At 36.6% G+C, this 14891-nt stretch carries 12 protein-coding genes; 6 read left to right on the top strand and 6 right to left on the bottom strand.

Annotation, left to right across the window (positions count from 1 at the left end; genetic code table 11):
• The first annotated feature begins 318 nt into the window (after positions 1-318).
• Together rlmD and AN486_RS01760 are read left to right on the top strand one after the other, a co-directional pair.
• A complete protein-coding gene (gene rlmD / locus AN486_RS01765; RefSeq protein ID WP_053540850.1) occupies positions 319-1701 on the top strand; it encodes a 23S rRNA (uracil(1939)-C(5))-methyltransferase RlmD in 1383 nt (460 codons plus the stop codon).
• A 410-nt stretch (positions 1702-2111) separates the two neighbouring features.
• Positions 2112-2561: an anti-sigma regulatory factor gene (locus AN486_RS01760; protein WP_027403110.1), complete on the top strand. Its 450-nt coding sequence runs from the start codon at positions 2112-2114 to the stop codon at positions 2559-2561.
• 112 nt (positions 2562-2673) lie between these two features.
• Here the strand turns inward: AN486_RS01760 and AN486_RS01755 are convergent, their stop codons facing one another.
• Positions 2674-2952 carry a DUF6439 family protein gene (locus tag AN486_RS01755; RefSeq protein WP_039204523.1) on the bottom strand — a complete coding sequence of 93 codons (279 nt, stop codon included), beginning with the start codon at positions 2950-2952 and terminating at the stop codon, positions 2674-2676.
• Positions 2953-3018: 66 nt separating this feature from the next.
• On the opposite strand from AN486_RS01755, the gene AN486_RS01750 reads away from it, so the two are divergent.
• Both AN486_RS01750 and asnS read left to right on the top strand, forming a co-directional pair.
• Positions 3019-3363 carry a hypothetical protein gene (locus AN486_RS01750; protein ID WP_053540851.1) on the top strand — a complete coding sequence of 115 codons (345 nt, stop codon included), beginning with the start codon at positions 3019-3021 and terminating at the stop codon, positions 3361-3363.
• Positions 3364-3451: 88 nt separating this feature from the next.
• Positions 3452-4843 carry an asparagine--tRNA ligase gene (asnS, locus tag AN486_RS01745; RefSeq protein WP_290598895.1) on the top strand — a complete coding sequence of 464 codons (1392 nt, stop codon included), beginning with the start codon at positions 3452-3454 and terminating at the stop codon, positions 4841-4843.
• A 99-nt stretch (positions 4844-4942) separates the two neighbouring features.
• Here the strand turns inward: asnS and AN486_RS01740 are convergent, their stop codons facing one another.
• Positions 4943-6526, bottom strand: a complete 1584-nt coding sequence (locus tag AN486_RS01740; RefSeq protein WP_290598893.1) for a metallophosphoesterase — start codon at positions 6524-6526, stop codon at positions 4943-4945.
• 275 nt (positions 6527-6801) lie between these two features.
• The gene (locus AN486_RS01735) at positions 6802-7296 is read right to left on the bottom strand and encodes a hypothetical protein (protein ID WP_053540854.1); all 495 of its coding nucleotides are present in this window, start codon (positions 7294-7296) and stop codon (positions 6802-6804) included.
• Between the two features lie 269 nt (positions 7297-7565).
• Between AN486_RS01735 and AN486_RS01730 the strand changes: the two genes are divergently transcribed.
• Positions 7566-9425, top strand: coding sequence for a protein kinase (locus tag AN486_RS01730; RefSeq protein WP_290598892.1), 1860 nt, complete (start codon positions 7566-7568; stop codon positions 9423-9425).
• Positions 9426-9610: 185 nt separating this feature from the next.
• Here the strand turns inward: AN486_RS01730 and AN486_RS01725 are convergent, their stop codons facing one another.
• From AN486_RS01725 to acpP, 3 genes are all read right to left on the bottom strand, one after another.
• Positions 9611-9949 (bottom strand): hypothetical protein, encoded by a 339-nt coding sequence (locus tag AN486_RS01725; RefSeq protein ID WP_290598891.1) that lies wholly within the window; start codon positions 9947-9949, stop codon positions 9611-9613.
• Complete coding sequence (locus AN486_RS01720; RefSeq protein WP_290598890.1) at positions 9912-10307, bottom strand: hypothetical protein; 396 nt, start codon at positions 10305-10307, stop codon at positions 9912-9914. Before AN486_RS01720 ends, AN486_RS01725 begins: the two co-directional genes overlap by 38 nt.
• A 210-nt stretch (positions 10308-10517) precedes the next feature.
• Positions 10518-10748 (bottom strand): acyl carrier protein, encoded by a 231-nt coding sequence (gene acpP, locus AN486_RS01715; protein ID WP_290598902.1) that lies wholly within the window; start codon positions 10746-10748, stop codon positions 10518-10520.
• A 1582-nt stretch (positions 10749-12330) separates the two neighbouring features.
• Between acpP and AN486_RS01710 the strand changes: the two genes are divergently transcribed.
• Complete coding sequence (locus tag AN486_RS01710; RefSeq protein ID WP_053540857.1) at positions 12331-14868, top strand: dynamin family protein; 2538 nt, start codon at positions 12331-12333, stop codon at positions 14866-14868.
• Positions 14869-14891 lie beyond the last annotated feature (23 nt).

Here is a 14891-nt window from a genome sequence, read left to right as displayed (position 1 = left end):
GGGGAGGGAAGAACAGAAGTTTTTTCCGATCATTACCCGTCAAAATAAATTTGACAGACCACTAGACAAATCAGAGTTTTGAAACTTTCTCGTTTCAAGTTAAACAGGACTTGCAGTAATGCAACTACGGTCGGGCAGACCGAAAGTTAACGCTTGGGGAGAGTCCCACCTCTGGGTTAGACAACGCAAGGAATCTAGTTTAAGTGGTCTCGTCGAACCAAGAATCCCCGTGTCTTGAGACCGGGGAGTGTCAAAATTTCACATTGGGCAACTTCCGCTTCCTAGTGAGAAAGTTCCCTGTTCTCTAGCAACTGACTAATGACTAATATAATGTGGCGACAAGATGAAATTATTGAACTGGAAATTACTGATTTAAGCGACACTGGGGATGGTGTGGGACGCTTTGAACAGAGGGTGGTTTTTGTTCCTGATACTGTTCTGGGCGATCGCCTACTTGTTAAACTATTCAATGTTAAGCCAAAATATGCCTATGGTCAGGTGCAAGAATTATTGCAAGCCTCGCCTCAACGGGTGCGTCCCAGTTGTATTGTCGCTGATAAATGTGGTGGTTGTCAGTGGCAACATATTAATTATGACTACCAATTAATCGCCAAACACAATCAAGTAACTCAAGCTTTAGAAAGAATTGGCGGTTTTGTGAATCCACAGATAGATCCCGTCTTAGTAACTGCTGCATCCTTCGGCTATCGCAACAAAGTCACCTATCCTATCGGTAGGTCAGCCACAGGTCATGTCCAAGCTGGATATTATCACAAAGGTACTCATAAATTAATCAACTTGAATCAATGCCCCGTCCAAGACCAGCGATTAAATCCCCTATTAGCTGAAGTAAAATTGGATATTGAAAAGCAAGGTTGGTCAATTTATGACGAAACCCGACATAAAGGCTTAATTCGCCATTTGGGTTTACGCATTGGTCGTCGCACAGGAGAAATGCTGCTAACTTTGGTCGTCAAAGATTGGAATTTACCAGGAATTGAAACCCAAGCACAGCAATGGTTACAGCGTTATCCTGAGTTAGTTGGTGTGTCACTTAACCGCAATAGCGATCGCACAAATGCTATATTTGGATCAGAAACCCGTTGTCTAGCTGGAACCCCCCACCTCCAAGAAAAATTCGCCGGACTAGATTTTCAAATCGGACCAGATACATTTTTCCAAGTGTACACAGAAACAGCCGAAGCACTCCTAGCAGTAATTCAGTCAGAACTGAACCTACAAGGAGATGAAATCCTCATTGATGCCTATTGTGGTATAGGAACATTAACTTTACCCCTAGCCAAACAAGCACGGCACGTCACAGGGTTAGAATTGCAATCCACAGCAGTACAACAAGCAACTATCAATGCCAAAGAAAATGGAATCAATAATGTCACATTCCAAGTAGGCGCAGTAGAAAAGATTCTCCAGAATTTGGAAATTATCCCAGATGTCGTCTTACTTGATCCGCCCCGCAAAGGATGTGAAGCTAACGTTATTAAAACATTAAGAAACCTGAAACCATCTCGAATTGTTTACGTCAGTTGTAAAGTAGCCACCCTCGCCCGTGACCTCAGATTACTTTGCGAAGATGGGCTATATAAACTCACAAGAGTGCAACCTGCCGACTTTTTTCCTCAAACTGCCCATGTAGAAGCAGCCGCTTTTCTAGTCCTGTCGGAAAATGATCAGAATAGTTAATTCTTTCTAAAAATAAAAATCAGAAATTTGTACTCTAGTGGATACTCATAATGGTAAAATGGAATTACATAAAAATAGAAACTCATTTTGTTTTAAAGAAATCGAAGCTGTATAGAATCTGAAGGAAGAGATTAAATTGTGTTAAATACAAACTAGCAGCTAATCAGAGCGTCCTGCCCATTCTGTTTAAAAATAGCAATTCTTATTCATCTAGCAAATGAACGGATTGACTTTAGCAAGTTGTACATCAACAATATGAATTCTCATTCCCAGTTATCGGCCAAGAGCATTTTTATAAATTTAGTTTTACAGACTCAAGTTTGAAGGCAGCATGGCTACCTAATTTTTATCAGAATGCCTGAAAAAGCTTTCCTGATGTCTAGCTAAATAAAAGCTACGGGGTTTCTCTTGTGATTACCATTTCTCTTCGTCCAGTTGGGCGTTATTGGGGGACAATTAGTTTTGCCTCCACCCTCTATCTTTGTCCAATCCTAGATTTACTCTTGAACGATATTCCCGTAAAATTACAATCGGAACTACGACTAGGACTCCAAGAAGCCCTAGTAAATGCCGCTAAACATGGGAATAATCTTGATCCCGGCAAATTAGTCGTAGTTCAGTTCTCATTAATAAATAATCAGTATTGGTGGATTATCTCAGATCAGGGCAGCGGTTTCACACCCTCCCTCGAAGATCATAGTGATCCCGATGACTATTTACCACCAGACGAAGCAGAAAGTGGGCGGGGTATGTCCTTACTGCATCAGATTTTTGATCAAGTAAAATGGAATGGCAAAGGGACAGAACTTACCCTTTGTAAGCAAGTAGAAAGCCGTCGTTTACTATCTTTGCGAAGATAAGAGGGGGCAGGGGGCAGGGAACAGGGAACAGGGAACAGGTGCTACGCCACGGGGACAGGTGCTACGCCACGGGGACAGGTGCTACGCCACGGGGACAGGGAACAGGTGAGAGCTATTTCTTTATTACCTCGCGCTGATGTCCGTGCGTGGGGCAAGGAGGGGCGGAGATTGACTTATCTAGCCAGCCTACAGCCTGTTCTAGCCTAGCCTGTGCTTCTTGGGGTTCATTTTTGACCAAAAACACCATTGCGGCGGCTGCCTGTTCACTAGCGCGAGCATTGCGATTAGACTTGAGGCGATGCCAATCATCGGGAGAGATACTCAACCGTTCCATGAGTGCCTGTGCTAGTTCTAGAGTGCTGATTTCATTTAGTTGATTAGTTTGTGACATAAGACTAAGTGCCGAGTTAAGAGTAAAAGTTATGATTTAACCATCATAGCTAATGATTAATCACCAATGACTAATTTAGAGGAAAATTCCCAGCCAGATTTTGCACAGGAATTAGAGGAAATAGAGGCTGAACTCCAATTCTTGAAAGATAGATATGCTCAAGTGCAAAAAGATCAACAACAAAAGGCACAATGGCAACAAGAATTAAAAAATTTAAAGGAAAATAGAAAGCAGACTCCAGAAATTAAAGCCGAGTTAAATCGCCTTCAAAAACAATTAGAAGTATTAGAAATCAACCTAGAAAGCCAGTTGTTTTCTTGGGTAAGTCTGAAAAGACCTTTTTGGCAAGCTATTCGTTTTGGCGGTTTAGGTGTTATTATAGGTTGGTTATTAAAATCTTGGGTTGGTTGATTTAAAAGATCCCCGACTTCTCAAAGATCCCCGACTTCTTTGAGAAGTCGGGGATCTGAAATTCTTTAAAAAATACAAATTGTAGAAAATGCTAAATCCTCGTATTGCAGAAATATTAAGAAGTGGTAAACCAGAACAAACTTTGGTAGTCCAAGGTTGGGTAAGAACAAAACGCGAATTAAAAGGATTTGCATTTTTGGAAGTTAATGATGGTTCATCTTTAGGTAATTTACAAATTGTCATTAATCAAGATTTACCAGACTATCAAGGAATATTAAAACAGATCAATACAGGTGGTTCTATAGAAGTATCAGGAGTCCTAGTAGCTTCTCAGGGTAAAGGACAAAGAATAGAATTAAAAGCAGATACAGTGAAAGTATACGGAGATGCTGATCCTGATACTTATCCTCTGCAAAAGAAACGCCATTCCTTTGAGTTTCTCCGAACCATAGCCCATTTACGTCCGCGAACTAACTCCTTTGGTGCAGTATTTCGAGTCAGAAATGCTTGCGCGATCGCTATTCACCAATTTTTTCAACAACGGGGTTTTTTATGGGTACATACTCCCATTATTACCGCCAGTGATTGTGAAGGTGCGGGTGAATTATTTAGTGTGACCAATTTCAATTTAAAGAATGTTCCTAAAACAGAAAACCAAGAAATTGATTATAGCCAAGACTTCTTTAGTAAACCTGCATATTTAACAGTCAGTGGCCAATTAGAAGCCGAAATTATGGCTATGGCTTTTACGAATGTCTACACCTTTGGTCCCACATTCCGGGCTGAAAATTCTAATACTTCTCGTCACTTAGCCGAATTTTGGATGGTTGAACCAGAAATGGCTTTTTGTGATTTAGAAGGTGATATGGATGTAGCTGAGGAGTTTCTCAAACACATTTTTAAATATGTGATGGAAACCTGTCCCGAAGACATGGAATTTTTTAATGAACGGATTGATAATACTGTTTTAGAAACTGCCAATAATATTATTAACAATCAGTTTGCACGATTGACTTATACAGAAGCAGTCAAACTTTTAGAAAAAGCTGATGCTAAGTTTGATTACCCTGTGAGTTGGGGTGCAGATTTACAATCAGAACATGAACGCTATTTAGCTGAACAATTGTTCAAAAAGCCGGTCATTGTTACAGATTATCCTGCCCAAATTAAAGCTTTTTATATGCGGTTGAGTGATGATGAAAAAACCGTCCGGGCTATGGATATTCTCGCACCGAAAATAGGCGAAATTATTGGTGGTTCACAACGGGAAGAAAGACTTGATGTTTTAGAAAAACGGGTATTAGCACAGGGTATGAAACCAGAGGATTTGTGGTGGTATTTAGATTTACGTCGTTATGGTACTGTTCCCCACGCTGGTTTCGGTTTGGGGTTTGAAAGATTGGTGCAATTTATGACGGGTATGGGAAATATTCGGGATGTGATTCCCTTTCCTCGCACACCACAAAGCGCGGATTTTTAATTATTTTAACGTGAATTCATTGAACCTCACCCCAACCCCTCTCCGACGCGGAGAGGGGCATATTGGTTTGTTTTTAGCAAATTTTTGGCTATCTATTTTCTATCCTCCTGGATTATAAATTATCCAAGGTTTTAATTGGCGATCGCACCATTTACCCGCAACTAACTCTGTCACTAAAGGTGTAATCATAAATTTAGCTGGAAAACCCCCCAATACATCCACTCGCACACAAGAATAAGGCTGTTTACTCTCAAAACCACTCCCACTCCGTCCCACATACAACAGCGAATCAGCAACCTTACGAATGGCAAGATCCCCATTATTATTGAAAGTTTCCAGCAATTCTCCTCCTTCTTGACGTTGACGACGAAGACGACGACCACTACCACCGGCAATAATATAATTAATATAAGAATCTGCGTGTCCTGTATTAACAGTTTGCAAATGCTCAAAACAATGTGCGTGTCCGCTGAATATTATATCTACTATTGGGCGTTTCTGAGTTATATTACCTAAACTTGTCGCCACCTCATCAAAAACATCCCGTAACCGATGACGAACCGCTAAAGTTTGCCTTTGATTCCATTTACTACCTTCCGTCACATAAGGTGGATGATGGAAAAATATTACCCGTCCTCTAACTGCGTCATTCTGCCAAGATGCAATTAACTTTTCTTTTAACCAAGTCAATTGTTCAAAATCAACATTAGTATTTGTATGAGAATCTAATTGCTTTTCAATATCAATTTTCACTTCATTGATTTGGTCTAATTTTGCCCCAAGTTCAGCCAATAATTCCGCGTCATCAGACTTTTCAGGATTGAGTTTGTCACATTCCGTCAAAATCCGTAATTCTTCCTTGTCAATTTCCTGACGACGTTGCCCTAATTCCCGACGGAAATCATCCCCAGCTTGGTTATGAGGTAAAGGATCTGGAGTATTGAAAGTGTTAGAATCTAAGGCAAAAAAGTCAATACCACCGTAACAAAAATTATAGTAGCGATTGGGTAAACGAGTAAAATTCCCCGGTTGATAACGCAAACATTTACCAGTACCAGTTTGAGCGTTGTAATGCTGTTTTAAATATCCTTCTAAGTCACTTGGAGAAACTGCCGCCAAATAATCTAAAAATGCTCTAGCATAAGCATCACCTTGATTTGAACCATGCCAACCAATCTCAATATCTTTATAACGCAACATCCGCCGCAAAGGCAAAGTTGGACCAGTTAACAACCGATAGAGTAAAGGCACATCATAGTAATCATGATTACCCAGCACTGGTAAAATCGGCAGCTTAAATACCATCTGATCATAAGCAATATTTTGAGGCTGATGACCACCAACCAAAAATTCCCGATAAGGTTCAATAAAATTAGCTGGGTAATATTCACGAGAACCCACCATATAAATCACATCACCAGTGTGCAGCACAAAGCGGCAATCATTACCATGATTTACCATCATTTTGGCAACTTCCCGTTGGGGATGGTGTCGAGAATAGGACTTACTTCCAGTATCACCCATCACCATAAACGAAAAATCTGGACTTTCTGAGTTGCCATCATCTATCACCATGCAGGTTTGGTCAATTCCCTGCTGTAAAATACTCGAATGCTGCCAGCGCACCCGTTGTTTCATCTTTTGAATTTTGACAGAAATCGGTGGTTCAGAAATCAATTTCATAGGAAATAATATTGTCAGAAATGGCTAACGCCACGCTACGCTATCAGGATATCCAGGATTTAAGGATTAACAGGATTACGGTTTAAAGGCGTTGCTGAATCGAGGTATTAAATTCCCAAATTGAACCTTTAAAACTCAAACCTCAGTGCGTCTACTCTTCGAGATCACGAAGCGTGATTGCGCCTTTGCGTGAGACTAAAATTCATACCCTTAATCAGCAACGCCCGGTTTAAATTAGTCCGCGTAGGCGGACTTTGTTTGTGTAGCTGCGACTTCTAGTCGCCTAATATTGATAAACTAGCGAAAACCTGTTTCACCAATTGCTGAGTTTTATTTTCTAATTGTTGCCAATCCACATCCCCATATTCATCAATTAAGCTAGTATCAATATTAACTGCTGTATTCTCTGGACTATAATTCAGAAAACATAATTGATAACACAAATCCCACAAATCTAGATTGACTTGTTGTCCATTACGTTGTAAAAGCAAATGATATCCTGCATGGGGCATAGGTAAACTCGCCAGAGTTTTTCTAATTTCCTCCGCTTGTATGGGTGTTGCGGTTTCTATTTCTTGTACCAACTGAGTTACCAAGGCTTTGGTTTCATCAGGGGTATTAGCAGGCCAAGTTAATACATCTTGATAAGTGCCTTGCCAATCAGATATATCCAACTGCTTGCGAAGATTATCAATCACACGAATGAACGCAGGTTGCATCAAGATTTCAGCTTGTTGCCATGAGGTAGAATTAGTTATCTTAGGTGGCATAGCTAGTCAATAGGGATACTGATCGTAAAATTAACAATTTGGTTCAATAAAAAAACTATACTTCATAGCGATCGCCAAAGTAGTTAAGCTGTCAGGCATTTAAATTGCTGGTTGAGACGAGGGAATTTTTCTTCTGTTTTCTTTCCTCTTTACTCCTGACTGCTGACATAATTTAAATCTTTTCTCAAGATACCTGATTTTAGAAAGAGAAATTTGGAGATATTGACTACTAGCGGGAAAATTAAGCTGTAAAGCTGGGGAGGGAAATTATGATAGGCAAATTACTAGATCATCGCTACCAAGTCATTCGCGTCTTGGCGACAGGGGGATTTGGTCAAACCTATATTGCCCAAGATACCAGACGGCCAGGCAATCCCATCTGCGTGGTTAAACACCTGAAACCAGCTAATTCTGACCCTAACATCTTTGTTACTGCTAAACGCCTGTTTAATAGCGAAGCAGAAACGTTAGAAAAATTGAGTAACCATGACCAAATACCCAGACTTCTTGCCTATTTTGACGAAAATAAGGAATTCTTTCTAGTTCAAGAATTTATTGACGGTCATACTCTCAATGAAGAACTTATCCCTGGACAGCCTTGGAGTGAAGCCCAAGTCATGCAAATGCTGCTGGAAATCTTGAGTATTTTAGAGTTTGTTCACCAGGAAGGTGTGATTCACCGCGACATTAAGCCAGATAATATTATTCGCCGTGCGGCTGATTATAAATTAGTTTTAGTAGATTTTGGTGCAGTTAAACAATTGCGTTGGCCTTGCCCGCCGCAGGCATCGCCCTTGGTTATGGTCGGCGGACAGCAAACAGCTACAGTAGCCATTGGCACACCTGGCTATATGCCGACAGAACAGGGACAAGGTAAACCCCGTCCTAATAGTGATATTTACGCTTTAGGGATTATCGCCATTCAGGCATTAACAGGAGTCCCAGCTAGTCAATTACAAGAAGATCCAGATACAGGGGAAATTAACTGGCAACATTTAATTCCTGTGAATCCTGGTCTAGTCGCAATTTTAACGAAAATGGTACGTTACCATTTCAAAGAACGTTATCAAACAGCAACGGAAGCTTTACAAGCTTGTCAAGAGTTGGTAAATATCACCCCCGAACTTGCCCAACCTTCCGTATCTCCTCAAATTATTTATCAGTCTCCGCAAAATCTAGCTTCAAGATTTACACAGAAAACAATGGCGGTTTCGCCCGCTAATCATGTTCCTGTTCAACCTGCACCTCAACAATATATTCCCCAAGAATCTAATAAACCAGATCCTTTACCTTTATTAATTGGCATATTATTAGTTGGTAGTGTAGCCGCTTTATTTACAAATGTATATCCCAATTTTAAGAGTTTAACTGGTAATCCAACGGGAGAAAAAACCAAATTAACAAATAACTGTATGGCTGTAGTTGCAGCTAATTCTAATATCCGTTCTGAACCCAGTGCCATCAATTCTGATAATATTTTGAAAACCTTGGGTGTAGCCAGTGAATTTGAGGTGACAGGTAAACGCACAAATCGAGGTTGGGTAGAAATTAAACTTTCATCTGGACGTTTAGCATGGGCGCATTCTGATATTATTGCTAATAACGAAACATGGATTTCTTGCCGTCGAGATAAAGGTTTGGCTATTCAAACTGTAGATGATAGTCCTTTAATTGCATCTCGTCCAGTTCCTCAAGTTTCCGCCAAATCTGCGGTAGAAACTCCCACTCCTGAATCATCTCCACCAGCCATCGAAGATAAGACAAAAACGGTAGCAAAAGCTCGACAAAAGTTTGAATCAGGAGATTTACAAGGAGCAATTTCTCTTTTAAAATCAACTTCGGGCAATGCTGTTTCTGGGATTAAAGACACAGTTGATACTGTTAATCAATGGCAGAGTGATTGGGCAAAAGCCGAAGCGTTAGCTAAAGATATTAATAAAGCTATTGATAATGGTCAATGGGATGAAGTTTTAGCTTATCGAGATCATCCAGAAAAGCTCCCGAATATTAAATACTGGCGTGATAAATTAGAACCAATGTTTAAACAAGCTGCTGATAATGTTGCTAAACAAGCATTACCCCAGGAAAATAAACCAACTCCTTCCACAACACCAAAAGATGGGGTTTAAAACACTAGATTATTTAGTAATTTTCTAAGTAATCGAAGCTTGTTTAATTTTACAACTTGTGTCCAGCAAACTTTGATAAACTGGAAAAATTGAGAGTGATCATTGATTGCGATCGCTCTATTAATCAATGTGATGATTTATAAAGATAAATTATATTCTTTTAATCAATTAACCCATCAAGAATTTCAGGTTTTGATTAAGTAAAAATATAGTCCGGCCATCAATGGAAAGCTGATGATACCACAGTAAAAGCTGAAGCGATTTGGAGGACGTAAATAGCTAATACTTTCTAATATATAGCCAGGAAGTTCAGCTAGGGGGGTTTCCATTGACATATCGGTGTGACTACCAATAAAGAATTTGAGTGGTAGTACAAGAATTAGGTTAAAGATAAAGCGAACAATAGATGTTATGGCTGTCGTAAGAGTATAGCCTATACCATCGCTGGGAGTGAGTTCAAATTGGCTATTATAGTTAGTGTAATTATCACCAATTCCAACCCCTCCTAGTGCTAGTCTGGACATAACAGAAGCAATGGCAAAAAAGATATAAGCTATGATTGGGATGATTAGTATGACTACACGTTAAAATGAAGTTATAACCTATATTTGATTCTAAATAACGTTTAATTTGCTGTTCATTTTGTTTGTCTAATTTAGTAATGTTGATATTAATATCTTTAGCTTCTATATATCCCACAACGCGCTCATTTTTTCTGATAGTTAAATCAGGTATTCCGGCTTGATTACCTTTTTCCTCTACTATGGTACTAATGCCAATTTCACCTTCTATTAAACTTTGTAAACTGGAGTAGTGACTGCGTTCTCCACCATGTTTAATATTTTTTTGTAGATTTTGGATGTAGTTATTAAAGTTATTCATAAGATGTTATTTTTTTGATTATTGAATGTTTAGCATAGCATATATTCTTTGGGAACGAGATAAAACGAGCGGAACAGGAAGGGCAAAATTATCAAGACTTATTAGCAAAATTAGAAGCTAAAGGTATTGATATAAATAATCTGTAAAAAATTGAATGTAGGTTGGGTTGACGCAAGGAAACCCAACATTGTGAATTAAAAAATAAAACTCCTAGTTATTTATTTTTTTGGATAGATAACTCACCGCTTGCTGAACAGTTTGTATTTTTTCCGCATCTTCATCTGAAATCTCAATATTAAATTCCACCTCTAAAGCCATAACTAACTCTACTGCATCTAAAGGGTCTATTCTCAAATCATGAATAAAATGATAATTTTGTTTAATCTGTTTAGGCTCAATCCCTAATTGTTCAGCAATAATATTTTGAACTTTTAGGAAAATTTGATTTTCCTCTTGATTAGATATATCAAAAATTAGATCGTTTCTTCGTGCATAAACATTAATATTAGTACCACAAAACTTACAATTATAGTCTGTTTCATATCCTTTCACATAGTTTAATCTATTGCAAGAAGGACATTTAATCTGTGCATTGTATTGAGCATCATTAATGTGTTCAGGTTCATTTTTTTCTTCTTGATGCTGAGACTCATCCCGAATATAAAAATACCAAAAAAGATTAGATAAAGTAAAATTAGAAATCTGTTTTAAATTTGAAGGAATAAAAACTTTATGATCATATTTTTTGGACTCTTCACTAATATAATTTTCGTACTCTTCTCTTAATTCAGGTTTCATCATAAATACAAGCTGGTCTCTGAGAGAAGAGAAATGAGATTTTTGTTTTAAAATTTCATAGAGTTCTAATTCAGGTTGTTGAATAATATCATTAAATTGTTTTTTATTGGAATTAACAACCGTTTGAGATTGATTAAAGTCAGAACTTGCTAATAATTTTAGTTCAGAAGGAGGAAGTGATTGCATCCAATCAAGATTATTTTGCCATGATGCTAATACAATTAAATCTTGATCATGTAATCTGTTAATTTCAGGAAATAAAAAATCAAGTTCTTCCTCTGAATCACAACTCATAATAACATTAACTGAATCTTCCCGCATTTGTTGTTGTAAATTTACAAGACGATCACTTGCTGCTACTAACTCATGTTGTACCTGATAAGTACCAACAATCATCTGTTCAATTAACCAAGAACATTCTAATCTTCTTACACTTCCTGATGCACAAGTTTCTTCAAATAATTGAGGATTGCGATAGTCAGCTAAAGATTCAAATAACATTGATCGTGCTAAATCAATTTCAGTATTTTTTCGGCTAATATCCTGTATTTTCATTGCAGAATTAAGGCGATTAATTGCTTGCGTAAATAAGCCATAAGCTCTAACTAAAATTAAACGATGTTGTTCAAATTTAATATCTTTAGCAACTTGATCAATATGTTGGATAATTTCCGAACCTTGATTTTTCAAAGCCTGTTTTAAATCAATAAAACCATTTTCTACCTTAATTTCTAAACGTTCTACCGCTTTTCTCAGTTTTATAGTTTGATATAAATTAACAGCAGAAAGAGCGACACCCGTAGCAACACCCATACCTATAACAGATGTAGTTGATTGTAAAATACCTATATTTGTTAGTACAGATTGAAAACCTTTGTGCATTTGATACATTTCTAATCCACTGGTAGCCAAATCTAAAGGTACTGCTATAGGATGAAAAGGAAGTCCACTTTGATCTAACAATCCTATAGCATTACCTACAAACTGACCTGTAGTAGTATCTCTAGCTATGCTCAGAGGTACTCCTGTAGAAGAAAAGACCTGCAAGTATTGGCCTGCTGCAATACCCGCTTCAATCATTGGAGGAAACTGAAATAGCATAGTTAACACTTCCTTGGCTAGACTTAACGTATCTCTTGCTATTATCCCATTAATCAGGTAAATTTTTGCCTAAATAAGTCATAATAAATTAAGTAATTAACGATCTTAATGATAAAGGAATTTTATGGATACCTCACTAATCCAAACTGAAGCAGTTGAACTATTATCCCGTCTCACTGGTCAAAAATTAGCGAAAAAACACCTCACACCTCCTATTGTTTTTATGACGGCTGTATTATTTTTAATAATAGGGGTTATTCATATTGATAACGAAGTATCTAGTAAAGAAAAGGAATATTTCAATAATATTATTAATATATTAGTTCCTCAACAAAATAAATTTCGTCAATTCTTACAGATTATTCATAAAAAAATCATTCAAGATAAATTATATCAAAATGTAAACGATTTATTGATATTAGCTGCATCTTTAACAGAAGCAGAAAAAATATTACTAATATGTTTAGGGTATCAAATGTCTATGGCTGATGGAGTAATTGATGTTAAAGAGAAAAAATATTTACAAAATATTGGTAAAAACCTACAAATTCCAAATAACTATTTGCATACATTAGAGGCAGTTTTTGCAGATAAAACTATTGTAAATGAACAAGACTTAAATCAAATCAGAGATTTACTTGATCCTGTAAAATTGTCTTCCCTTGATAATTTGTTCATAAAAGCGGCTAATCACTGTTTAGAATATTTTCCCAATAAACACCATAATGATCAGGAAAATCATCATTTACAACCAGCTTATTCAGGTTTTGAGTTATTTAAACAACAGTGTCAACAATTAGAAAATTACTGTAACAATTTACTACAATTATTAGAAGAAGGATTTAATCTAAATATTATTTCAGAATACTTGATAGAAGAAATCAAAGAAATTTTACGACAATTACAATCTCAACGTTTTAGAATTGCTGTAATTGGTGAATTTAGTCAAGGTAAATCAACTTTACTTAATGCTTGGTTAGCGGAAGAGATTCAACCTGTAAGAGCAATTCCTTGTAGTGGTACAATTACTGTTTTAAAATATGGAACTCAAAAACGAGTAATTTGTCGTTATAGAGATGGACAAGAAGAAGAAATTCCGTTTGAACAATATCAAGAAAAAGCCAGTATTTCAGAAGATGCTGCTATTGATAGTTTAGCAGAAGAATTAGCTCACTCAGAAATTACCGAAATTATTTTAGAACATCCTGGTTTAATTTTATGTAAAAATGGAGTAGAAATTGTTGATTCTCCTGGATTAAATGAACATCCTAACAGAAGTGCTATTACTCAGCAACTAATTCAAGATACTGATGCAATTATTTTCCTAACTAATGCTTCACGTCTTTTAACACAGGGAGAAAGACAATTATTACAAGAATTAAGATTACAAGTTAATAACGGTAATAAAAATGAACCTGCTAATAATATTTTTGTTGTCGTTAATTTTATAGATTTACTACGCAAAGAACAAGATCGTCAAGGTGTTCAGCAAAGAGTAGAAAAATTTGTATTTGGACAAGAACCAATTATAACAGGTAATAACCGTGTTCATTTTATTTCTGCCCAATGTGCTGTTGATGCTATTTTAGAAAATACTGAAAATGATTACCTTAAATCTTTTCAATTTTTCACTCAATCTGTTGAAAGTTTTTTGATTAATGAAAAAGGTTTACTTAAACTAAAAAAAGCGACTCAATTACTCAATAATTTAATAACTGGTTGTAGTTCAGAATTTGAACAATTTGAGAAAATCATTTCTGGTAAAATAACACTTTCAGAACAGGATAAGCAACAAATATTTGATTGTATTGGTGAAGCAACTGGACGAGATTTTAAAATACGTCTTTTGTTTGACAGTCTTGTGGAAGAAACTATGGAAAAAATTTCACAATCTTGGAAGAAATGGGTAGAAAATTTAGAAGAACGTTTAACTAAAAAAAGTGAAAAATGGATTTCTAGCCAAGAGGATAAAGAAAAAATAATGAATGATTATGCTCAAATGTTTGTTAGAGATTTTGCTAAAGATTTTCAGAAAGATTTTGAATCTAAAATGATATCTGAATATTTGCAAGATTATATTTCTTTATTAGATAATGAAATCAGTTTTCATGTAGAGGCAATTAAAAGTAATCTTGAATCTATAGATTTAGAGCGTGGTTCAAATCTTGTTAATGAATTTAGTTTATCTATAGCTAACGTTAAACAAGATATTAAATTGAATTTATCATTATCTCCACAAGACAGTGAAGGAAAAGATTGGTTTGGTGGTTTTATGGGAGGAGCTATAGTAGCAGGATTGTTAGCAGCATTAATACCGGGTGGAATTTTGATTAATATGGCTTTAGGAGGGATAATTGGGAGCTTTTTTGGAAATGATGATCCCAAACCAAAAGTATTAGAAAAAGGTTTAGAAAAATTTAATGAATCTGCACAAGATATTTATGATCAAGTATGTGAGAAAGTTATCTCAATTTTTCAAGATAGATTAGAAGTTGCTAGTGAAATTATTGAACAATCAATAGCTATTTCAGAGCAGTTAATTGAACAACATGAATTAGCTCATACACAAACATTAAAATCTAGTGAAACAAGTCTCAGTTGGATTAGTCAAAACAGACAAGATTTACAAGAATTACGCTTGAAAATCGTTCAAAGTGAATGATTTTGAGACACAGAAAATTAAAT

The organism is Anabaena sp. AL93 (assembly GCF_001672085.1).
GTDB lineage: Bacteria > Cyanobacteriota > Cyanobacteriia > Cyanobacteriales > Nostocaceae > Dolichospermum > Dolichospermum heterosporum.
Note: the sequence above shows the minus strand (reverse complement) of the source record. Positions and strands in the feature narration are given on the sequence as shown.